This window comes from Luteolibacter rhizosphaerae, assembly GCF_025950095.1.
Lineage (GTDB): Bacteria > Verrucomicrobiota > Verrucomicrobiia > Verrucomicrobiales > Akkermansiaceae > Haloferula > Haloferula rhizosphaerae.
Map to the genome: position 1 here is coordinate 202,044 of NZ_JAPDDR010000006.1, position 22,223 is coordinate 224,266.

A 22,223-nucleotide genomic window follows, 5' to 3' on the forward strand; every position below is an offset into this window, starting at 1 on the left:
AACCGCCTACCGGGACGGGTAGGGGGGCGAAAATGTCGAAACAAGCCGCCTCACTTCAGCATGAACTCCTGCTCCAAGGCGCGGAAGAACTGCTCGCGGCTGCCCGTGCTGCCGTGCATCATCTTCGTTCCTCTTACCAAGAGCTTCGGCAATACGTGCGGTGCTTCCAGATGCCGGTTCGCCGCGCAGATCTTGCGGTAATCTTCCACGTTTGCCGCTAGGATCTCGTCGATCCAGGCATCCTCTTTCAATGGCGTTCCCACTAGCTTCTCGATCGCCCCCCGATCGATCGCCGGTCTCTCGAAGAGCAACTGATGCACCGCGGAAAACTTCTCCGGAGCCACCCTCCAGCACGCCAATGCCAGCCTCGCCAGCTCGCAGGCACGCGGATGGTCGCTGACATTCTCCGGCAGGGCCGGATTGCAATGGCGCTCCAGCGGGCAGGGCAGCACCACCACGCACAGCTCCCCCGGATGCTTCACCATGAACTCGTTTAGATACACATGGAGATTCCTGCACGCATCGCAGGTGTAATCGAAGTAATCCACCACCACCCGCCGCGAGTTGGGATTTCCCACATGCGGCAGCCCCGTAACGTTGTACTCCTTGTTCCCCAAAAAGGTTTCCTTGCGACCTCCTCCCCGGGAATGAACCGGCCCCGAAGATTCGACGATGGCTTGGGATTCCTGATGGGTTTTGGGTGCAGGTCCCAACACCTGTCCTGCCGCAAGGATAACGGTGCCCAGGATGCCAGCTACAAGCGGACCTGCTGAAATCTCACGGCGGTGAAGTCGGAAAATCAGAAGAGCACACCCGAGCCCGATCGCATGGGCCGACAGGCACCAAGGACAGAAGCTGCGTAGGATGAACGCCTGCACGATGCCGAACCAGAGCGCGGCTGCTGCTAGAGCAGTTCCCAAACCCAGAAGCGCGCTTCTCGATGGCTTGAAGGTGAAGAAAAGGAGGGCAGCGTAGAGTAGCAGAGAGAGGGCGCTGACCGGGATCAGAAACCACTGCGACCACTTCGAGCCGAGAACGTTTGCACAAGCGGATCCGGCACCACAGCCTGCGAGGTAGCTGATCTCACCCGTGACCTTTTGCGTCAGGAGCCAGGCGCTCAGCGCGATCCCGGCCAAGAAGAGCAACCGCAGCAGGATCATGGGCTATCGGGCAAGAGCCTTGGCGATCTCCATCCACTCGTCGGCCAGCGAAAGTCCCTTCGGAGGCACCGGTTTGCGGGCGCGGGCATACCAGTAAGCGGCATTGCCGAGGTCACCTTCCTCGCGATGCAGCCAAGCGTGGATCCAAGCTCCGGCGGGATCCGGGAGATCTTGGCAGGCATCGTGCGCCTGATCCCAACGGCCAGCCCGTGCGAGCCAGAGGACTCTCAATTCTTCCGGCAACCCGGCAGGCGGGTTGCTGTCTTCGGTGGCGGATTTGGCAAGATTTTCAGCTTCCATGGGAATGAAACGCCTCGCAAATCGCCTCTTTAACCCCTTTTTTCAAGCCTGTCATGAAAGCCCGGACCTTCCTTTTTCTTCTCACCGCCTCGTCCCTCTCGGCCGGAGAGCTACCGCAACTGACCGCGAAGCCGTATCTGGGGCAGTATGTCGGTCTGGATACCCGGGACTTCCGCTTCGTGGTCAAGAGGGGCGGCGAGGCGCTGATCACTCCTTCGAAGAAGGGCGGGGATTTCATCAACGACCGCTATTCGATCAAGCTGGTGCCGCTGATTGAGGAGGTGCTGCCCGATGGCAAGGTGGTGGGGAAGTTTGTTCCGGAGACCGGCTGGGAGGCGGTGACGCCCGCGGCGGAGAATCCGAAGAAGGTGACCTACCGCGGCACGAGTTCCGGTGGAGCGACCTTCGAGGTGAATATCGAGATCGACGGGGGGAAGATCGCGGCGGGGGGACGGCTTTTGGAGAAGGGATCGCTGAAAAATCCGCGGTTCGTGATCCGGGCCCAAGTTCCGAATGTTTATCAGTACGACCGGGACGAGAAGAAGCGGTTGGAGAAGAGCAAGAAGGATCGGATCGATCTGGTGCGGGCGGATGGCAAGAAGCTGAAGCTGGATGTGAACACGCCGCTGGATGCGGAAGGCAAGGAGACGAACGGGACGGGGATCGTGGAGGCGCGGGTGGAAATGGCGGGATATGGGGGTCACAAGATCGAACTGGTGGCGGGTACGAGCGGGGTATTCGAGTTTTGGAACCGTGGTGAGGGTGCTTTATACGAGGGTTTTACCCTGGGGTGGAGGCATGATCCGGCGAAGGATCCGGAGGGGAAGGGGCGGCTGAGCGTGCAGTTGAAGTAGCTCAGTACACCGGAGCACACAAAGCTGGCTCCCAGTACACCACGTACCCACTTTTTGCGTGGCGGGTCCCTTTTGCTTGATTTTCAAGGGGCATTTCGGCTACCTTCGTGGTCGGAATTTTGAGAATTTCGCCGCAATGGGTGTTTTGAAGTGCGTTTTAAAATGGCCCAAATCTTTGAAAATAAGCACTTTAAAATTTTATTCGGAGCTGTTGGATTTTAAATTGACGGTCAGAGTGTACTTTGGTGTAGTTGGCGGCACTTCAGCGACACTTTCGCTTCCTGAATGTCCTCCGCCCTCCACGAGAGTCACTTCGACTACAAGATGGACCCCAAGTTCCGGGTTTCCATCCCAGTCGATTGGCGCCCGGAGACGGAGGAGACGGCGATCCGCTTGCAGCTCTCGAAAGAACACGAGCTGCCGGTGATCAAGGTCTTCAGCGAAGTGGAGTTCGATAAGAAGTTCGAGGCGGTGGAGAAGAGCGATCTGACCCCTGCCAAGAAGCAACAGATCGTCGGTCATCTGCGGATGATGTCGAAGAAGGCCACCGTCAGCAGCCAAGGCAAACTCACCGTCCCGAAGGACTGGAGCGAGAAGATCGGGCTGAAGGCGGACGGTCCGGTGATCCTCGCCGGCCGCGGCCCCTTCTACATGCTTTGCACGCAGGAGACCTTCGACCGGATCACGGACATCGAGCTCGGTATGGACGACGGCGACCTCGGAGTCCTCTAAGACAGTTTCCCCACGACTTTCACCCACCCCAAAGACAAAGCGACAACATGCTGTTCGCCCATCCAACCCCGGCATCCGCACAAGGCGGGCCCGCGACACCCATCGCGGGATGCAGCCGGGTGCCGGGGTTGGGCTTCATTTTCCCATCGGGACGGACCGGCGCACTCGGGACAGCGCGCCTCTTCGTTCCTATCCATACGGCCGTCCGACCTGCATTCCATGGCTGGTTGGCAGGGCGGCGGCCGGAGACTTTCCTGGCTGGGCGGAAAGGGTTTCTCGGGACAGGACCCTTTTCGCTTCTTGAACCGGTGATCCGCGCGGCTTCTGGCTGGTTGTCCGCGCGGGTCGCCGGTGACTTTCAGCAACAATTTCCATGCGGACGGACCAGCGCACTCGGGACAGCGCGCTCTTCCGTCCACTTCCATACGGCTGTCCGTTCCGCATTCCATGGCTGGTTGGCGGAGCGGCGGCCGGAGACTTTCCTGGCTGGGCGGAAGGGGTTTCTCGGGACAGTACCCCTTTCGCTTTTCAACTCGGCGGTTCGCGCAGCTTCTGGCTGGTTGTCTGCGCGAACCCCCGACACTTTCCATGCGGACGAACCGGCGTACTCGGGACAGCGCGCCTTTTCGTCCATTTCCCAAACGGCTGTCCGTTCCGCGTTCCTTGGCTGGTTGGCGGAGCGGCGGCCGTTGGTAGATTTCCAAGACCAGAACGAAGCGGCGGAACCCTCCGCCTACCATCTCTCCGTGCTTCCCGAGGAAGTGAACGAGTGGATGCAGGCCGGGGAGGGGATGCACATCATCGACGGCACGCTCGGCGGCGGCGGGCATAGCGAGGCCTTCCTGAAGGCTGGCGCTCAGGTGCTCGGCGTCGACCGCGATCCGGAGGCGCTGGCCTTCGCGAGCAAGCGGCTGGCGAAGTATGGCGATCGTTTCCGCACCTGGCAGGGCAACTTCGCAGATCTCCGGGACATCCCCGAGGTCCGGGGGGATAGCAGAGCCAATGGCCTGCTTTTGGACCTCGGGGTATCCTCCCGGCAACTCGACGCCGCGGAACGGGGTTTCTCGTTCCGCGGCGCCGGACCGCTGGACATGAGGATGGGGCCTTCCTGTCCCTTCGATGCCGCACACGTGGTGAACACTTGGGCGGAAGCGGAGCTGGTGAAGATCTTCCGCGAGCTGGGCGAAGAACCCCAGGCGCGCCGGATCGCCGCCGCGATCGTGAAGCGCCGCGCCAACCGCAACTTCGAAACCACCACGGACCTGGCCGAGTGCATCGAGAAGGAAATCGGGCGCCACGGCCGGATCCACCCTGCTACCAAAACCTTCCAAGCAATCCGCATGGTGGTGAACGACGAGCTCGGTTCACTGCAGCGTGCGCTTGAGAATTCGATCCATCTCCTGAAGCCGGGCGGCCGGCTTCTGGTCATCACTTTCCATAGCCTGGAGGACCGCATGGTGAAGCAGTTCATGCAGCACCGCGCGAAGCCCTTCATCGACCGGCCCGACTGGCCGGAACCGCGGCCGAATCCCGACTGGTGCTTCCGGCTGCCTGTTAGAAAAGCCATCGCCGCCGGCGAGAAAGAACTCCGAATCAACACCCGGGCCCGCAGTGCCAAACTGCGGGTCGCCGAGCTTCTGGATCCCAGCTCCTCACCCCGATGAACCGACTCCGCTCCGAACCGAAGACCCACATCTCCGTTTTCATCACGCTCTTCCTCGCCGCACTGGTGATGGTGGGCGGCGGCATTCTCCACGCGGTCTACAAGAACAAGCAGGTGCGCACGGTGCGCCTGATCGACGAGGCCGAGAAACGGATGGAGCAAACCCAGGTGAAGATCCGCATGGTGGACGTGCGGATGGACAAGCTGCTGGACCGCTACGAGATGCGGGAGCGGCTGAAATTCTCCGGCTCCGCTTTGGTGGATGCCACGCCTTCCGACATCGAAGTGGTTGAAAAAGCCGCGAGCGAACAAGAGGTCGCGGCGATCCGCGATTAGGCATGAAGACACGCGCTTTCCAATCCCGCTGCCTCGCGCTGTGCTCGGTCATTGTGGCCGGGCTCAGTTTGCTTTCGGTGCGGCTGTTCCAGATCCAGGTCTGGGATCGCAAACAGGTGGTCGGAAAGAGCAATCCATTCGACCAGGCCGAGGTGCTGCCCGGCTTGCGGGGGAAGATCGTGGACCGCAACGAGGAGGTGCTGGCGAAGAGCATGCCGGTGGGCTCGGTGTATGCGGACATCATGCATCTCACCGGCCCCAAGGAGATGGCCACCGTGATTGCGTTCGAGCGGGTGAGCCAGCTGCCGGGCTGGGACCAACTGGATGGCGAGAAACGCCGCCGACGGGTGAGTGCCGAGCGTAGCGAGATTCTCGGGACCCTGGCTGCCGCCGATGACGAAGAGTCGCAAGCGATCAAGGATTCCATCCGGGAAGCAGCGCTGGCGCGAATCGTAAGCCTGCTGGCGCGACCGCTAGGGATGCGTCGCGAGGATCTGCGCAAGGCGCTGATCGAGGGTATCGGAAAGAAGACCAAGGGCGAGTTCGCCATTGCAAAGAATCTTCCGGACGACGTGGCGCGGTTGGTCCAGGAGACGATCGACCAGCATTGGCTTGAAGGAGTGTTCCTGCGATACGGGCACCGCCGCTGGTATACTTCGGAGAACATGGCGACCCACATCGTGGGTTACACCGGCGAGGTGGAGGAGAAAGGCCCGACGGGCCGGCCTTCGTACCGCCAGATCGGCAAATTCGGGATCGAATCGTCCATGGAGGAATACATGGCCGGGCGGGATGGCGTGCGCATCGAGCGCCGCGATCCGAGCGGCATGCGGATCCCGGGTGAATCCCAGTCGGTAACGCCGCCGCGTCCGGGGCTCAATATCCAGCTCACGCTGGACATGGGAATCCAGGCGATCGTGGAGGAGGAGCTTGATGCGGGCTTGACCCAGTTCAAGAGCGAGCGCGGCTGCGCGATCGTGATGGACCCGGACACCGGCGAGATCCTCGGCATGGCGAGCCGTCCCCACTTCAATCTCAACCGCCTCGACAACCTCGATGTGGCGGGCTCGAACTTCGCGCTGCAGGCGATCTACGAGCCGGGTAGTACCATCAAGATCGTGGCTGCCGGTGCGGCGCTGAACGAAAAACTGGTGGCCCCGCAGACTTCGATCTTCTGCCACAACGGTTACTACAAGCAGGGCTCCGTGCTGGTGGAGGACCGCGACCACCCTTACGGCTATCTGACGGTCGAAGGCATCCTCCAGAAGTCGAGCAACATCGGCTCCTACAAGCTGGCGCAGCAGCTCGGCATGGGCCGCTTCTACGACTACATGGGCAAGTGGGGATACGGGAAGAAGACCGGCATCCTGCTGAGCGGCGAGAGCCGCGGCGTGATCCGGAATACCGGCAACCCGACCGACTTCTCCCGCGCCGCCTATGGCTATGCGCTGGCGGTAACGCCGCTGCAAGTGGCATCCGCCTACTGCGTGGTGGCGGGCGATGGCAAGCTGCGCAAGCCGCAGATCGTCCGCTCGATCATTGCGAACGACGGTACCGTGGTGCAGAAGTTCGAACCGGAAACCACGGCAACCGTGCTGCGTCCCGAAACCGCGAAGGCGATGCGCAAGGCGCTGGAGAAAGTGACCGGCGAAGGCGGCACCGCCAAGCTGGCCCGGGTGCCAGGATACCTGGTGTGCGGCAAGACCGGCACCGCGCGACGGATCAAGGACGGGAAATACCAGATGCACAACTACGTGGCCTCCTTCGCTGGCATGATGCCCGCGAATGATCCTGCCTTCGTGTGCGTGGTGGTGATCGATGATCCGAAGCTCACCACCGGGGGGAACCCCTATGGCGGTCTCGTGGCCGCTCCGATTTTTGCCAATATCGGCCGCCGTGTGGCGGCGCACATGAACCTCACGCCCACCGAGCCGGTGGGTGAGGGAAAAGACAAGCTTGCCGGAACCAAAGACCAGTGATCCTACGCGACCTCATCGCCCTGTTTGACCGCCCGCTCGCCACGGGCAATCTCGACGTCGAAGTTTCCGCCGTCACCTCGGACTCACGCCTGGTAGGACCGGGGACCGTATTCGTAGCCGTGCGCGGCGAGAGCCGGGACGGGCGCATGTTCATCCCGACAGCCTTGGAGAACGGGGCGGTGGCGATCGTCGCCGATTCCGCTTCCGAGACCGGGCATCCGGAGGAGGTGGCGTATGTCCATGTCAACGATACCCGTCGCGCGCTGGCAGTCGCCGCCGCGGCCGTGGCCGGCGAGCCATCGAAGAAGCTCAAGCTGGTCGGCGTGACCGGCACCAACGGCAAGACCACCACCGCATTCCTGATCCATCACCTGATGAAGCGCAGCTGGCACCGTGCCGGACTGCTGGGCACCGTGCTGGTGGACGACGGTGAAGAAGCGACGCCCGCGAACTTCACGACGCCGGGCCCGGTGGAGCTGAATGGTTTCCTCGCCCGCATGGCGGACCACGGTTGCCGCGGTGCCGCCATGGAAGTGTCCTCGCACGGCATCGATCAACTGCGCGTCCACGGGATCGCCTTCGATGCCGCGATCTTCAGCAATCTCACGCAGGACCATCTGGACTACCACGGCACGCTGGATGCCTATGCGGCCACGAAGTTTTCCTGGTTCGAATCGCTCGCCGCGGATCCGCTCGGCAAGAAGCCGGTGGCGGTGATCAACACGGACGACGGCTACGGCGAGAAACTGGTGGCCCTGCTGGGCGACAAGCTGCCGATGATCCGCTACGGCTTCAACGTTCACTGCGACTTCCGCGCGAACAACTTCAAGCAGAGCGCCCGCGGGATGGAGTTCGAACTGACGGCGAAGGGCAAATCCTATCTGGTGCGCTCGCCGTTGATCGGACGCTTCAACGTTTACAACACGCTGGCCGCATTGGCCGGGGCGAGTGCGGTGAAGGTGCCGCTGCGCGAAGCGGTGGCGGCGATGGCCGAGGCTCCGCAAGTGCCGGGCCGGATGGAACACTGCGGGACCCGCGATGGCGTGAGCGTCTTCGTGGACTACGCCCACACCCCGGACGCGCTGGAGAATGCCTGCCGCACGCTGAAGGAATTGAATCCTTCCCGCCTGATCACGGTCTTCGGCTGCGGTGGCGACCGCGACCGCGGCAAGCGCCCGCTGATGGGCCACGCCGCCGCGACCTACAGCGATGCTTGCATCCTGACTTCCGACAACCCGCGCAGCGAAGATCCCGAGGCGATCCTCAAGGAGATCGAGGCAGGGATGGGCAGCGCCCGCTACCGTTCGGTGGTGGACCGCGCTGAGGCGATCCGCATCGCGATCCACGCTGCGGGGAAGGGCGACATCGTCCTGATCGCGGGCAAGGGTCACGAGCCCTACCAGCAATTCGCCGACCGCACGATCGACTTCGACGACCGCCGCGAGGCGCGCCGCGCGCTTGCCGAACGTCCTGAAGAACCCCGCAAGCGATGATCCCGATCGACGCCAGCACCCTAGCCCGACATGCCGGAGGCGAGCTCGCCGCCGGACGGGGTGACGTGCTTGCGAATTCGGTTTCGACCGACACCCGCACGATTCCGGCTGGCTCAGTATTTTTCGCCCTGCGTGGCGAACGCTTCGATGCGAACGACTTCGCCGCGCAAGCAATCGCCGCCGGCGCTTCGATCGTGGTGGTCGAGCGCTGGGAAGGTGAAGCACCCGCGAATGCCGCGGTGGTCCGCGTGGGCGATAGCCTGGCGGCGCTACAGCGCTTCGCAGCCTGGTATCGCCGCCAACTGGCGATCCCGGTGATCGGGATCACCGGTTCCAATGGCAAGACGAGCACGAAGGACTTCACGGCCGCTGCGCTGGCACAGGCCTTCGAGGTCTGTGCGACCCGCGGCAACCTGAACAATCACATCGGCGTGCCTCTGAGCGTGCTTTCGCTCGAGGCGACGCATACCGCGGCGGTCTTCGAGATGGGCATGAACCATCCGGGCGAGATCGCCCCGCTGTGCGAGATCGCGCGGCCGAGGCTGGGGATCATCACCAACATCGGCACCGCCCATATCGAACACATGGGAAGCCGCGAATCGATCGCGGAGGAGAAGGGGGCGCTGGCCCGCTCCCTGCCGGAGGATGGAGCGCTGTTCATTCCCGCGGGCTGTGATTTTCACGACTACTTCAAGCGTCGTACCAAGGCGAAGGTGATCGCGGTGGGGAACGGTCGCGGTGTGATCCGTGCCGAAGAAGTCTCCCAAGCCGAGGGTCGCAGCCACTTCACGCTGGTGATCGATGGCCAATCCCCGGCACGGGTGGAGCTGCCGGTTACCGGGAAGCACATGATCACGAACGCCCTGCTGGCTGCGGGCGCGGGCTGGTTCCTGGGCATGTCCAGCGAGCAGATCGCCGCGGGGCTATCCTCCACCGTGCTGACGAGCGGGCGTCTGCGGCGCTTCGTTTCGGGCGGGATCACGATCTTCGACGACACCTACAATGCGAACCCGGAGTCCATGGCCGCGGCGATCGACACGCTGGCGGAGACTCCTCTAAGCGAGGCAAGCGGCCGCCGCATCGCGGTGCTCGGCCGGATGGGCGAGCTCGGTCCGCATGCGCCGGAAGCCCATCTGCGGGTGGGGCGTCTGGCGGCCGAGCGAGGCCTGCAAGTGGTGACGGTGGGTGAAGGTTCGCAGGGCATCGCGGAAGGCGCGGGTGCTGCCGAACACTTCGCCGATGGTGAAGCGGCAGCTGCTTGGCTGGCCGGCCATGCCAAGCCGGGTGATGTCGTTCTCTTCAAGGCGAGCCGGAGTGCTGCCATCGAGCGCGTGATGAACCAGGCATTCCCTTCCCGAGACTAATTTCATGCTGTACGCGATTTACGAATGGTGGAAAGCGGCCTTCGAGGCCGAGAAGCTGGCCGGTGTGCAAGAGTGGGCTCATACCTTCTCTTTCCTGAACCTGCTCAGCTACATCACCTTCCGTGCGGCGCTGGGTTGCTTGCTGGCCTTCGTGCTGAGCATCATCGTGGGCCCGCGGGTGATCCGCCGGCTGATCTCGCTGAAGGTGGGCCAGCCGATCCGCACGGCGGACGAGGTGCACAAGCTGGCCGAACTGCATGGCGGCAAGGTGGGCACGCCGACGATGGGCGGCGTGCTAATCCTCGGTTCGGTCCTGATCTCGGTCTTCGTCTGTGCGCGTCCCTTGAATCCCTTCGTGGCCGTCTGCTCCTGCACGATGGCCGCGCTGGGTTTGCTGGGCTTCTGCGACGACTACAAGAAGGTGAAGCAGAAGAAGTCCGACGGCGTGAGCGCGCGGACCAAGCTTTTCTGGCAGCTGGTGGTGGCGGTGGTTGCGGCGAGCTTCATCTATTTCAAGAAGGAGATCTCGGGCTTCGGCGCGAGTCCGGAGGAAATCCAGAAGAACCTGGCCGGCTTCAGCCTGGGCAAGGATTTCCTCGGGATCGGAGAGGTCTGCTTCCCGCTCTACAAGACCGAGGGGGGCAAGAGCAGCATCATCGATCTGGGGATCCTGATCATCCCCTTCTTCGCCGCGGTCATCATCGGGTGCTCGAATGCGGTGAACCTGACCGATGGTCTGGATGGACTGGCCACGGGCTGCACGATCACGGTGGCGCTGGCCTACGGCATCCTGGCCTATCTGGCGGGCCATTTCTACATGGCCACCGATTACCTGGTGATCCCCTACAACCGCTATGTGGGTGAGCTCGCGGTGCTGCTACTCTCATTGGCCGGGGCGGGATTCGGCTTCCTGTGGTTCAACTGCCACCCGGCAAAAGTCTTCATGGGTGATACCGGCTCGCTGGCCATCGGCGGCGCGCTGGGGACGGCGGCGATCTGCGTGAAGCAGGAACTGCTGCTGGTCATCATCGGCGGTGTCTTCGTGATGGAGGCGATGTCGGTGATGTTGCAGGTGGGCAGCTTCAAGCTGCGGAAGAAGCGCATCTTCGCGATGGCGCCGATCCACCATCACTTCGAGCTGCGCGGCTGGCACGAAAGCCAAGTGATCATCCGCTTCTGGATCATGTCCATCATGCTGGCCCTCTTCGGCCTGGCCCTTCTCAAGATCGTCTGATGTCCCTCAAAGGAAAAGCCGTAGTCATTCTCGGAGCCGGCCGTAGCGGTCGCGCTGCCGCGGCGCTGGCCCTGCGCGAGGGAGCGGAGGTGCGTGTCCACGATGCGAAGTCGATTGATGGAATGCCGGAAGGCGTGAGCCTGACTCCGAATGCGACGGAGGAAACCGGCCGGGCGACATCCTGCGATCTGCTGGTGGTGAGCCCGGGCATCGATACTTTCGGTCCCTTGGTCGCGGCGTATTCGGAATCGGCGAGCGAGGTGATCGGGGAAACCGAGTTTGCGGCCCGCTACTATACGGGTCGTATCATCGGGATCACCGGTACGAACGGCAAGACGACGACGACGGAACTGGTCGACCGCATCCTGCGGGCGGGCGGCTACGACTCGATGCCCTGCGGGAACTACGGTACGCCCTTTAGCGAGGTGGTGCTGCGCGAGCCGGTGCCGACGGCGGTAGCGCTGGAGCTGAGCTCCTTCCAACTCGAGACGATCCGCACGCTGCGCCCGGATGTCTCGATCTGGCTGAACTTCGCGCCCGATCACATGGACCGCTACCCGACGGTGCAGTCCTACTTCGATGCGAAGTTCCGGATTTTCGAGAACCAGAGCGAAGCCGAGACAGCGGTGGTGCGGACAGGTGAGAAACTGCCGCCGATCAAGCCCAAGCGGGTGAGCTTCTCGACCGAGGATTCGTCCGCAGATTGGTTCTCCGACGGCCGCCAGCTTTACCGCAAGGGCGAGCCGGTCTTCGATCTCGAATCGACCACGCGCATGCGGGGCCTGCACAATGCGGAGAACGCGATGGCGGCCATCGCCGCCTGCGAGGCCATCGGGATCTCGCTCGATGCGGCGCGCCAGGCGCTCAACGGCTATGCTCCGCCACTGCACCGCTGCGAGCTGGTGCGCACGCTGGATGGGGTGGAGTATCTCAACGATTCCAAGGCTACCAACCTGCATGCGCTGGAAAGCGCGCTGCGCTCGCAGACCCGCCCTGTGGTCCTGATCGCGGGCGGCAAGGAGAAGGGTCTGGACTATGCACCGGTGGTGCCGCTGCTGGAGAAGAAGGCGGTGGCCGCGGTGACCTACGGCCAGATCGGCGAGCCGCTGGCCGGGATCTTCTCCGCCGCGGTGCCGGTCGAGCGTGCTGTCACTCTTGCGGAAGCGGTGGCCGCCGCCCGTCGGCTCGCTCCGCGGGGTAGCACCGTCCTGCTTTCACCGGGTACCTCCTCATTCGATCAATTCTCCGGCTATGAGCAACGGGGAGATGTCTTTCGTGAACTAGTTCTCAACCTTCGCTGATTCGCACCCATGAAATTGTCCAGTCTGACCGTCAAGCGCCGCCCGGTGAAGAAGGGTGCCTTCCGCACCTACTTCGCGAACATTGTCCGCAGCAAGAAGCACCGCGCCTCCACCGCAGCCGCACCGGTGCCGGAAGTGGATGGCGATGTGCCGAACCTGGGCATTGCCCGCGCACTGGTGGTGATCCTCGTGATCCACGTGGTGGCGATCGCCGGTATCTTCGCGCACAGCCATTGGTTCGAAGAGCCGGAGCAGGAAGCCGCCGTGACCGCGGCGAAGGCGGAGATCCAGCCGGCGAAGGCGCTGCCGGATTCGTCCACGCCGCTGCCGCAAGTGGGTGAGGATGACGGCATCCACATCGTGCGTGCGGGTGATACCTACGCGAGCATCGCGGCTGCAGCCGGGGTGAAGGAAGAAGATCTGCGCAAGGCGAACGACAACATCGAGCTGCGCGCGAGCCGCATCCTGCGCCTGCCGGCACGCACCATCGTGGCGGTGGAGCCGGACGAGCTGCGCCGCCTGGGAGATGGCAGTGCGGTGCACGAGCCGGAAGTGGTGAACGCCGATCCGCTGCGCACGGCTCCGCCGATGGTGGAGACCGCCGCCGCGAGCCAAGCGGTGCTGGTGAAGCCTGCGCTGACGCGCCCGACGGGCAATAGCGAAGCCGCGAACTTCGAGCCCCGCTCGACGATGAATACGGAGGTGCAGGAAGCGCCTCCGGCACGCAGCGCCACGAAGTACACCGTGAAATCCGGCGATACCTTCTGGAAGATCGCGAACGCCAACAAGACGACCCCGGCGGCGATCATGAAAGCCAACCGTATTTCCGACCCGAAGAAGCTCAAGGTGGGCATGCAGCTCACCCTCCCCTGATACCCCCCATGCACCGTAGCGCCTCTATCATTCTCTGCACCGCCGTCGCGGCACTGGTCGTTCTCGGTCTGGTCATGCTGACCAGTACGAGTGCGTGGGTGAAGAACGTGGAGTATGAATACAAGCTGCTGGTGCGGCAGGGTGTGATGGTGGGTGTCGGTTTGATCGGGGCCTGCGTGGCATCGCGGGTGAACCCGATGTGGATGAGGAAAGCGTGGCCGGTGGCCCTGGCGGCGACTTGCGTGCTGCTGGCCCTTTGTTTCGTCCCGGGTTTCGCGAAGCCGGAGTTCGGTGCGAACCGCTGGATCCAGATTCCGCTGCTGGGGCAGTTCCAGCCCTCGGAGCTGGCGAAGATCGTGATCGTGATCGCGATGGCGGCATGGTTTGCGCGCTGGCAGACGGAGACGGGGACTTTCTGGCGTGGCTTCGTGATCCCGGGTGTGATCATCGCGATCCCGATCGGGTTGATCGCGATCGAGACGGACGTGGGTTCGGCGCTTTCACTGTCGGTGACGGCGGGGGCGATTTTCTTTTGCGTGGGGACGCGGCTCTTCTACCTGGTGCCGACGGCGCTGGCGGGGATCGGCGGGGCGGTGTGGTTCGTGCACTCGAACGACAACCGTTGGTCGCGGATCGTGGCCTGGCTGGATCTGGAGCAGCACCAGCTGGGCAAGGGCATGCAGCAATGGCGTGCGCTGCTGGCCTTCGGCAACGGTGGCCCGGATGGCGTGGGGCTGGGGAATGGCAGCGAGAAATTCGGCACGCTGACCTTCGCCTACAGCGACTTCATTTTCCCGGTGGTGGGTGAGGAACTAGGCCTGCCCTTCACGCTGGGGACGGTGCTCTGCTACGTGGTGATCGCGGTGTGCGGGTGTTCGATCGCGATGCAGGCCGCCACCATTTTCGACCGCTGCATGGCGATCGGGCTGACTTGCATCGTGGTGGTGCCGGCGATGGTGAACATCGCGGTGACGACGGCGGCATTTCCGAATGACGGCTTGCCGCTGCCGTTTGTGAGCTTCGGCGGCACGAGCTTGCTGATCTCGCTGGGGGCGATCGGGCTGTTGTGCGGGATTCACCGGCGTTCGCGACCGGCGGAGTATCGACAGCTGCCGGTGGCAGGGATGAGGTCGTATGCGGTGAAGCTGTGAGCCGGGTGCGGAGCTGAGAAGGTCGGCTCCGGTTTTTCTTGCGATCCTCTTGGAACGAAAAAAGCCGCCCGGCACGAGGCCGGACGGCTTTTCAGGATCGTTTGCCTATCCTCAGGCGGCAGCCTTCGACTTCTTGTCGAGAGCGGCCTTGGCCTGGGCGATGATGGCGGAGAACGCGGCGGCGTCCTTCACTGCCAGATCGGCGAGGATCTTGCGGTCGGCTTCGATGCCGGCAGCATTGAGACCTTCGATGAAGCGGGAGTAGGTCAGGCCCTCGTTGCGGGTCGCAGCGCTGATACGCTGGATCCACAGGCGGCGGAACTGGCCCTTGCGCTTCTTACGGTCACGATACTCATAGGTCATCGCCTTGCGGACGGCGTCCTTGGCGTAACGGAAGAGCTTCGAGCGGAAACCGCGGAAGCCTTTGGCGCGGAGCAGCACCCGCTTGCGGCGGGCACGTGAAGCCGGGCTGTTGGTGGCGCGTGGCATGTTTTCTTTTTGGGTCGGACAGGCCGTTGGTTCTAGTTACCTCCCTCAGTCTCGCTTGTCCGGCAGTACCCTTACGGGTCAGGCTGAGATGGAGGCCGTCCGAGGCGCGGACGGGGGCGCGGATTGTTGCTTCGCTTAATGGAACGGAAGGTTTTCCTTCACGTTCTTGATGTCGGCGTCGGAGACAAGGGCGGAATGGGTGAGATTCCGTTTGCGCTTGCGGTTCTTGCACTGGAGCAAGTGCCGGGCGCCTTGCTTCCGGCGCAGAACCTTACCGGTTCCTGTCACCTTGAAACGCTTGGCAACAGCCTTTCGAGTCTTTGCTTTTCCTGAGACGCGTGGCATGGGGCGGCGAAACTAGGGGGAGGGCCCGGGTTGGCAAGGCAAAAGCGTCCTGTTGCGGGCAAAATTTGAAAATTCGGGGGTTGGGGCGGGGGATTCTGTAAAAGTAGGGCGGGGCTTGACCGGCGGAGCGGGTCCCCGGTTTGCTGCGCGGGTGGATTCGATCACGCAGGCGGCACTGGGGGCGGTAGTGGGGGAGCTGGTGCTGGGGCGGCAGATCGGCCGTCGGGCGCTGGGCTGGGGGGCGCTGTTCGGGACGATCCCGGATCTGGATGTGATTTTCACGCCGCTGCTGGATACGGCGCGGACGTTGCGCTGGCACCGGGGGATCTCCCACTCGTTGATCTTGATGGTGTTGGTGTCGTGGTGGCTGGCCAAGCCGCTGGCGAAGCGCTGGAAGAAGGACAAGGTGACGCCGCAGCGGGCGGGGCTGTTTGTTTTCCTGGCGTGGAGCACTCACGTGCTGATCGACGTTTTCACGGTGTACGGGACGCGGATCTTCGATCCCTTTTCGGGCTATCCGGTTTCGACGGACAATCTGTTCATCATCGATCCGATCTTCACGCTGCCGCTGCTGGTGGCGATCGTGATCGGGCTTTTCGTGCAGCCGAAGGACTGGAAGAAGGGGAAGGGGATCCGCTCGGCGTGGTGGTGTTTGGGGATCAGTTGTTTTTATGTGGGCCTGAGCTTCTGGGCGAAGCATGTGGTGAGCAAGCAGGTGGAGGGGGATCTGGCGCGGCGGGGGGTGAGCTGGCAGCGGCGGATGGAAGGGCCGAGTGCGTTCAATATCCTGCTGTGGCGGGTGGCGGTGGAGCGGCAGGGGGAGATCTGGATCGGGTATCGCTCGGTGTTCGACGATCCGAAGCTGCCGGTGCGCTGGGTGATCGTGCCGAAGGGGGAAGCCGCGATGGCGAAATATGCGGAGGAGCGGGAGGTGAAGACGATCCGGGAGTTCTCGAAGGGCTGGTGGATCGCGCGGGAGGCGCCGGGGGGGATCTGGCTGGCGGATTTGAGATTCGGCGAGGGACGGGTGTGGGACGAACGGGGGGTGGCACTGCGGCCGACCTTTGCCTGGACCTTCGAAGCGGGGGCGGAGAAGGACCGGCTGCACCAGAAGTCTCCGGAATCCCGCGGCGGGACGGAGATGCTGCGGCGGATGTTCCGGCGGATTTTCGGGGAGACGGATGCGATGGATTCGTCCGGCGGGAACTCGATGCCGCGGTTGATCGGGAACCCGGGGGTGATCCAGGAATATCTCTCCGGGGAGCGCTGAAGCCGGGGATTGGGGATTGATGCGCCCGGCGATTCATGGCCCCTTGTGGGCAAATGAAGGACAGTTGTTTCGCCCCCGTTTCCCGCCGCCGATTCCTTGCCGCCGGGGGAGCCTTTTTCGGGGCGACCTTGGCCGGTCGCGCGGCCGCCGAGCGCCGGGGCAAGACCGTTTCGATCTTCCACACCACCGACCTGCACGGGCACATCCTGCCGACGCATACCTACGAAGGGCTGGGCGATGTCGGCGGCTTCGCGCGCTGCGCCACCCAGATCAAGCGCTGGCGGAAGGAGTTCCCGGACTCGCTGCTGGTGGACATCGGGGATGTCTATCAGGGCACGCCGGTCGGACTGAATACCGGCGGCAAGATCATGATCGAGCTCTTTAACAAGCTTGAGTACGATGCCTGGGCGCTAGGCAACCACGACTTCGACTGGGGCCGTCCGAACCTGGAAGAGGTGCTGGTGGCTTCGAAGAGCCCGGTGCTGACGGGTAATATCAGCATCGATGGCAATCTGTCCGGCAGCGCGCCCGGGCCGTGGGAAAAGGTGAAGCCGTGGATCGTGAAGGAAGTCGGCGGTTTCCGGATCGGTCTCGTCGGCATCGTCACGCCGGGGCTGCCGTACTGGCTCACACCCGATACCTTGGGCGGGGTGGAGGTGCTCAATCCGGTCGAGTCGCTGCGGCAGAGCCTCGAGGAGATCAAGGCCGAGAAGCCGGATGCGATCGTGGTGCTCGGGCATCTCGGCTTCCGCTTCCAGGACGACTTCGCGAATCCCGTGAGGCAGATGCTCACGGAAGTGGAGGGAGTCGATGTGCTCCTCGCCGGGCACACGCACCAGGACCAGCCTTCGTGGATGTCCGGGCGGGTGCTCTGCACGCAGGCGAATTATTTCGGCATCCATTGCGGGCGGGTGGATCTCACCTTCGACAAGGAGAGCCGCAAGCTGATCGAGCGGCGTGCCTTCACGGTGCTGATGGATTCCCGCTTCGAGCTCGACAAGGAGGTGATGGAGATCGCCAAGCCGGAGCTGGCGAAGGCGGACCAGGACATGAAGCGGAAGGTCTGCACGGTGAAGGCGGAGATCCCGGCGGCCGGTGTGGCACCGCTCTTCTGCCAGGCCTTCGCGACCGCGCTGGAGAAGGCCGGATCGCCGGTGGAGGGGGTCTTCCACGGCACCTTCGGCAAGGATCCGATCCTGCCGGGGGAGAAGACGGTGGCCGATTGCTGGGAGCTGCTGCCCTACGAGAACGGCATGGTGGTGGCGGAGCTCACGCCTGCCGAACTGGTCACGATCGTTTCGGAAGACCGCGGCCAGCGTTTGCTCTGGCCCTTCGAGATCGAGCTCAGCCCTTCCGGCGAGACGAAGAAGTTCCTCTTCCAAGGCCAGCCGGTCGATCCGGCGCGGAGATACCGCATCGGCTTCAACAGCTACGACGGGCAATCGGGCGGGCAGCGGCTGCTGCGCCTGAACGAGATCCTGATGAAGCCGGAGAGCCGCCGCCGCGAGGTGCCTGTGGCGACAAGGCAGGCCTTGATCGATTATCTTTTGGAGAAGAAGGAGATTTGAGGGATCGTCAGCAGTCGAGTGATTCCTCGAAGGGGTCGTGGTTCATGATCTCGATGAGATCCCTGACGAGGTCGCCGGTCGGCATCGTCGCGAGCAGGAAGTTCCGGAACCCTCTGGCAAGGGATACCGCTTTCGTAATTAGTGTGTTCTCGGGGAGAGATATGAGAGACTGCGTAGCGTCATGGTCACCTTGTCTCTCCGTCTATAAGGGACAACAAAGGAGAGGCCCAGCATGAACATCGCCGCCTAGAGTCTGATCTGCTCTCGTCATCACGCCCCGTCCGCGCCTGGTGGCCGTGGCTTTCTATTTCTTCACCAAAAGAACATAGTATCGACGTGAAGAGAAAGCCCCGCCAACGCCAGGGACGATGCATCTTTTGCAACGAGCTCGGACTGAATCACGAGCACGTTTGGGCAAATTGGATGAAGAAGGCTCTCCCTCCCACGCAATCTCACGGCAACGGGATTGTATCATGGACCCATGATTTCAAAGCAAAGCACATCGTGGTCACGGATCGGGGCCGGAACATTGTAAGGAAGGGCAACATGCTTCAGCAGCGTCTCCACATCGTGTGCCGCACATGCAATGGAGGCTGGATGAACAGGATCGTGGAAAAGACCAAGCCGCTTATCGAGTCATTAATGAGGAGTGAGCCCATCACTCTCGACCGCGAATCTCAGCACTGGCTTGCTTTGAAATTCACGAATTCCACCATAATGGCGGAGCAATTGGACCCGTTCACTGCCGCAGTTCCTCCAAAAGATCGCGAGGCAGTCTTTAGATCAAAAGCGCCTCTGCCGAATTGGGCGATCTACATCGGCAGAAATTCCAGTCCCCATTTCCGGCCCCTTCGGCACATTCACACGGGAGGATGTCTGATCCCATCCGCTACACTCGACCATAATCAAGGGATCAATCAAGCCGGGGCTCACACGTTCTATCAGCAAACAACCTTCACGCATGAGGACCTTGTGGTTTTTGCTTTCAGCTCCTCAGAAGCTGAGTTGATCAGCGAGATCAAGGAAAGATTCGTGGGTCCGCACTTCATCAGAATTCATCCTATCGAACAGGAGAATATACATTGGCCTTGCACCGAAGTGTTGCCCGAGGAAGGCATCATGGAGATCGCTTATTGGCTCAGGACTACTATGGACATCACGCATAAAGAAGCTTCCGAGAAAGCGAATTGAGGCCGAGCGAATGCAAAGTTTTTTAGGATTCACTTTGGCACGTGGGAATCGAAGCCATGGCTCATTGGTGCTCGCGGGCTTTGGCGGCTTTGCGATCCAGCACGAAGGAAGCTCTTTGATGTTCGTTTTGTTTCCGATGCCAACCCAAGGGAGCCGCTCCTGCGTCGCGTCACCCTTGGGCTATAGGAGGGAACGACGTTGCCGTTCACGGGGGAGTCGAGGCGCTTGCCGTTTGCCCGCAAGTCTAAGGCCCTGATTCTTCAGGCAGGGTCCGGGGGTGTCCGGGGGCTCACTTCGAAGCGAGACACGGAGCGAGACACGGAGCGAAGCGGGGGAGGGAGGTTCGGGTACGCATTGGGCTCTGAGACCAAATCAAAGAGATAAGGTGACTCTTTGAAGGGAGCGGCAGCAACGACTGATTTCTACGGATTCAGGGATGGGGAAGTGCTTGTTCCGCAAGGACTCCAGGAGGCCTTTGAATCCGTAAATCCGTGGTCCCTGCCGCCCTCTTTGAAGAGGTCTCCTTTATCGGGAGATTTGGTATGAGACCAAACGCGAGGAAAGAATGTCGATGCCCTTCGGTAGGGATACCGGAATCACTTGGCGGCCCCCTTGTGCCCCTTCAGGGCACCAATCACTTTTGGCGGTATACCCAGGGTTGCGTCGCGTTGCTCCTTACCCTGGGCTTTCTCATTGCCGCCCCTTTGGGGCTCTAGAGGCCTGAGGTGAGCGGGGCAGCGAGATCGGTTCGAGCGGACTAAAGTCCGCGCTCCCGGAGGCTACTTCGGGACGTGGGGCTCGAAGGTCATGGCGCGTTCGTGCTCGCGGGCTTTGGCGGCTTTGCGGGCTTCCTTGAAGAAGAATTCCTGGGCGCGGAATTTCTTTTCGCCTTGGGCGGGCCTGAGGCGTTCGGAGGAGCCGTCGGGGAGGATCTTGGAGGCTTGGGCATTGTCCTGGAAGAAGGCTTCGAGGATGCGGAGGAGGCGGCGGCGGGCGCGGCTGTCCTCGACGGGAATCATGAGCTCGACGCGGCGGTCGAGGTTGCGGCCCATCCAGTCGGCGGAGGCGATGAAGATGCCGGGGTCGCCGCCCTGGTGGAAGTAGAAGATGCGGGCGTGCTCGAGGAAGCGGTCGATGATGGAGACGACGCGGATGTGCTTCGAGTGCTTGGCATCGCCGGTCTTGAGGCAGCAGATGCCGCGGACGTTGAGGTTGATCTCCACGCCGGCCTTGGAGGCCTGATAGAGGGCGGCGATGATGTCCGGGTCCTGGAGCGAGTTGACCTTCGCGAGGATGCGGGCGGGCTCGCCCTGGCGGGCGCGCTCGGCCTCGGAGGCGATGAGGTCGAGCAGGCGCGGCTTCATCGCGGTGGGCGCGGGGACGAGGCGCTGGAAGCGGAGGAGCTTCGAGCGACCGGTGACGGCATTGAAGAAGAGCGAGGCATCGGCTCCGTACTCGGGGCGGCAGCTCAGCAGCGAGATATCGGTGTAGAGCTTGGCGGTGCTCTCGTTGTAATTGCCGGTGCCGAGGTGGACGTAGCGGCGCAGGCGGCCATCCTCGCGGCGGACAACGAGGCAGATCTTGGCGTGGGTCTTGAGCCCCTTCACGCCGTAGACGATCTGGGCACCGGCGCGCTGGAGTTCTTCCGCGCGGAGCAGATTGCGCGCTTCATCGAAGCGGGCCTTGAGCTCGACGAGCACGGTGACGGTCTTGCCATTCTCCGCGGCGCGGATGAGGGCATCGATGATGCGGGACTGGCGGGCGGTGCGGTAGAGGACCTGCTTGATGGACACGACCTGCGGGTCATCCGCGGCTTCTTCCACGAGGCGCATGACCGGCTCGAAGCTTTCGTACGGGTGATGTAGTAGCAGATCGCGGCGGCCGATGGCCTCGAAGATCGATTCGCCCGGAGCGAGGTCCGGGGAGGGCTGTGAGGGCCAGTCCTCATCCCGCAACGCCTCCATGCCGGGCAGGAAGGCGAGGTCCATGAACTGGGAGAGAGCGAGCGGGCCATTGATCCGCATGATCTCATTGCTGGAAGCGCGGCAAACTTCCTGGATCACCTTCGCGAGATCGCGGGGCAGACTGACGGGGAGTTCCAAGCGGACGGTGTCCGAGAGCTTGCGGGCGGCGAGGACTTCTTCCATCTCGCCGGCAAGGTCCGAGGCGTCTTCTTCCTGCACGGCGATATCGCCATTCCGGGTGACGCGGAAGCAGGCGGTGGCCTCGACTTCCTCACCGGGGAAGAGTTCGTGGGCATGCAGGGCGACGATGTCCTCCACGAGGAGGAAAGCCGAGCTATCGCCGACATCGCTCACCGGGAAGCGGCGCGGGATGCCCTCGGGGATCGGCACCATGGCGTGGCGGACGGTGGAGGTCTCGGGATCGGAGACGCGGCAGGCCACGATCAGTTGCAGGGCCGGAACTGCGGGCGGGTCCTCGCCCGGGACCACGCCGAGCGGGGTGAGCAGCGGCGAGATGGCATCGTGGAAGGCGGCGGCCACTTGGTCCGACTGGGTGGCGGTCAGGCCCTTCGTATTCAGGAAGCGGATGCCGGCGGAGTTGAGGGCGGGGACAAGGGTGTCCCGGAAGAGTTCATACTGGCTCTCCACCATCTGCTGCACGCGCTTGCGGATGGCGGTGAGCTGCTGGTTCGGCGTCATGCCGGAGGGATCTGCTGCCTTGCGGCCGCTGCGGGAAAGCAGCATGAGGCTGCCGACCCGGACTTGGAAGAACTCGTCGAGATTCGATGCCGTGATGGCGAGGAACTTCACCCGCTCCAGGAGGGGGAGATCCGCGCGCAGGGCTTCATTCAGCACGCGCTGGTTGAACTCCAGCCAGGACAGCTCGCGGTTGATGAAGGGAAGAGGCATGGAAGAAGATGGAGTAGCAGGTAGCGAGTAGCGAGTAGCGAGGGGCT

19 protein-coding genes are annotated in these 22,223 nt (G+C 62.8%); 14 read left to right on the plus strand and 5 right to left on the minus strand.

Annotated features, from left to right (window positions below; all coding sequences use genetic code 11):
* Nucleotides 1-50: 50 nt before the first annotated feature.
* Together OJ996_RS13050 and OJ996_RS13055 are read right to left on the minus strand one after the other, a co-directional pair.
* Entirely contained in the window at nucleotides 51-1,160 is a 1,110-nt protein-coding gene (locus OJ996_RS13050; RefSeq protein WP_264514042.1) for a vitamin K epoxide reductase family protein, read from the minus strand.
* Nucleotides 1,161-1,163: 3 nt separating this feature from the next.
* Nucleotides 1,164-1,460, minus strand: coding sequence for a hypothetical protein (locus tag OJ996_RS13055; protein ID WP_264514043.1), 297 nt, complete (start codon nucleotides 1,458-1,460; stop codon nucleotides 1,164-1,166).
* 53 nt (nucleotides 1,461-1,513) lie between these two features.
* Between OJ996_RS13055 and OJ996_RS13060 the strand changes: the two genes are divergently transcribed.
* The 11 genes from OJ996_RS13060 (at nucleotide 1,514) to OJ996_RS13110 (ending at nucleotide 14,440) form a co-directional block, all read left to right on the plus strand.
* The gene (locus tag OJ996_RS13060; RefSeq protein WP_264514044.1) at nucleotides 1,514-2,314 is read left to right on the plus strand and encodes a hypothetical protein; all 801 of its coding nucleotides are present in this window, start codon (nucleotides 1,514-1,516) and stop codon (nucleotides 2,312-2,314) included.
* A gap of 285 nt (nucleotides 2,315-2,599) precedes the next feature.
* Nucleotides 2,600-3,046 carry an MraZ N-terminal domain-containing protein gene (locus OJ996_RS13065; RefSeq protein ID WP_264514045.1) on the plus strand — a complete coding sequence of 149 codons (447 nt, stop codon included), beginning with the start codon at nucleotides 2,600-2,602 and terminating at the stop codon, nucleotides 3,044-3,046.
* 746 nt (nucleotides 3,047-3,792) lie between these two features.
* Nucleotides 3,793-4,710 (plus strand): 16S rRNA (cytosine(1402)-N(4))-methyltransferase RsmH, encoded by a 918-nt coding sequence (rsmH, locus tag OJ996_RS13070; protein WP_264514046.1) that lies wholly within the window; start codon nucleotides 3,793-3,795, stop codon nucleotides 4,708-4,710.
* A complete protein-coding gene (locus tag OJ996_RS13075; RefSeq protein WP_264514047.1) occupies nucleotides 4,707-5,045 on the plus strand; it encodes a hypothetical protein in 339 nt (112 codons plus the stop codon). Before rsmH ends, OJ996_RS13075 begins: the two co-directional genes overlap by 4 nt.
* A 2-nt stretch (nucleotides 5,046-5,047) precedes the next feature.
* Nucleotides 5,048-7,024 carry a peptidoglycan D,D-transpeptidase FtsI family protein gene (locus tag OJ996_RS13080; RefSeq protein ID WP_264514048.1) on the plus strand — a complete coding sequence of 659 codons (1,977 nt, stop codon included), beginning with the start codon at nucleotides 5,048-5,050 and terminating at the stop codon, nucleotides 7,022-7,024.
* On the plus strand, nucleotides 7,021-8,517 hold the full coding sequence (locus OJ996_RS13085; RefSeq protein ID WP_264514049.1) for a UDP-N-acetylmuramoyl-L-alanyl-D-glutamate--2,6-diaminopimelate ligase: 1,497 nt from the start codon (nucleotides 7,021-7,023) through the stop codon (nucleotides 8,515-8,517). Before OJ996_RS13080 ends, OJ996_RS13085 begins: the two co-directional genes overlap by 4 nt.
* On the plus strand, nucleotides 8,514-9,881 hold the full coding sequence (locus tag OJ996_RS13090; RefSeq protein WP_264514050.1) for a UDP-N-acetylmuramoyl-tripeptide--D-alanyl-D-alanine ligase: 1,368 nt from the start codon (nucleotides 8,514-8,516) through the stop codon (nucleotides 9,879-9,881). The genes OJ996_RS13085 and OJ996_RS13090 overlap by 4 nt, the downstream gene beginning before the upstream one ends.
* A 4-nt stretch (nucleotides 9,882-9,885) precedes the next feature.
* Nucleotides 9,886-11,115 carry a phospho-N-acetylmuramoyl-pentapeptide-transferase gene (gene mraY, locus OJ996_RS13095; protein WP_264514051.1) on the plus strand — a complete coding sequence of 410 codons (1,230 nt, stop codon included), beginning with the start codon at nucleotides 9,886-9,888 and terminating at the stop codon, nucleotides 11,113-11,115.
* Nucleotides 11,115-12,416: a UDP-N-acetylmuramoyl-L-alanine--D-glutamate ligase gene (gene murD, locus OJ996_RS13100; protein ID WP_264514052.1), complete on the plus strand. Its 1,302-nt coding sequence runs from the start codon at nucleotides 11,115-11,117 to the stop codon at nucleotides 12,414-12,416. Before mraY ends, murD begins: the two co-directional genes overlap by 1 nt.
* A gap of 9 nt (nucleotides 12,417-12,425) precedes the next feature.
* Nucleotides 12,426-13,289, plus strand: coding sequence for a LysM peptidoglycan-binding domain-containing protein (locus OJ996_RS13105; RefSeq protein ID WP_264514053.1), 864 nt, complete (start codon nucleotides 12,426-12,428; stop codon nucleotides 13,287-13,289).
* An 8-nt stretch (nucleotides 13,290-13,297) separates the two neighbouring features.
* Nucleotides 13,298-14,440 carry an FtsW/RodA/SpoVE family cell cycle protein gene (locus OJ996_RS13110; protein ID WP_264514054.1) on the plus strand — a complete coding sequence of 381 codons (1,143 nt, stop codon included), beginning with the start codon at nucleotides 13,298-13,300 and terminating at the stop codon, nucleotides 14,438-14,440.
* Nucleotides 14,441-14,551: 111 nt separating this feature from the next.
* Here the strand turns inward: OJ996_RS13110 and rplT are convergent, their stop codons facing one another.
* Together rplT and rpmI are read right to left on the minus strand one after the other, a co-directional pair.
* Nucleotides 14,552-14,929, minus strand: coding sequence for a 50S ribosomal protein L20 (gene rplT, locus OJ996_RS13115; RefSeq protein WP_264514055.1), 378 nt, complete (start codon nucleotides 14,927-14,929; stop codon nucleotides 14,552-14,554).
* A gap of 135 nt (nucleotides 14,930-15,064) precedes the next feature.
* The gene (gene rpmI, locus OJ996_RS13120) at nucleotides 15,065-15,274 is read right to left on the minus strand and encodes a 50S ribosomal protein L35 (protein WP_264514056.1); all 210 of its coding nucleotides are present in this window, start codon (nucleotides 15,272-15,274) and stop codon (nucleotides 15,065-15,067) included.
* 151 nt (nucleotides 15,275-15,425) lie between these two features.
* On the opposite strand from rpmI, the gene OJ996_RS13125 reads away from it, so the two are divergent.
* The 3 genes from OJ996_RS13125 (at nucleotide 15,426) to OJ996_RS13135 (ending at nucleotide 19,303) form a co-directional block, all read left to right on the plus strand.
* Nucleotides 15,426-16,544, plus strand: coding sequence for a metal-dependent hydrolase (locus OJ996_RS13125; RefSeq protein ID WP_264514057.1), 1,119 nt, complete (start codon nucleotides 15,426-15,428; stop codon nucleotides 16,542-16,544).
* 53 nt (nucleotides 16,545-16,597) lie between these two features.
* Nucleotides 16,598-18,112, plus strand: coding sequence for a bifunctional metallophosphatase/5'-nucleotidase (locus OJ996_RS13130; RefSeq protein ID WP_264514058.1), 1,515 nt, complete (start codon nucleotides 16,598-16,600; stop codon nucleotides 18,110-18,112).
* A gap of 609 nt (nucleotides 18,113-18,721) precedes the next feature.
* Complete coding sequence (locus OJ996_RS13135) at nucleotides 18,722-19,303, plus strand: hypothetical protein (RefSeq protein ID WP_264514059.1); 582 nt, start codon at nucleotides 18,722-18,724, stop codon at nucleotides 19,301-19,303.
* 779 nt (nucleotides 19,304-20,082) lie between these two features.
* On the opposite strand, the gene ppk1 is transcribed toward OJ996_RS13135, so the two are convergent.
* Complete coding sequence (gene ppk1, locus OJ996_RS13140) at nucleotides 20,083-22,176, minus strand: polyphosphate kinase 1 (protein ID WP_264514060.1); 2,094 nt, start codon at nucleotides 22,174-22,176, stop codon at nucleotides 20,083-20,085.
* Nucleotides 22,177-22,223 lie beyond the last annotated feature (47 nt).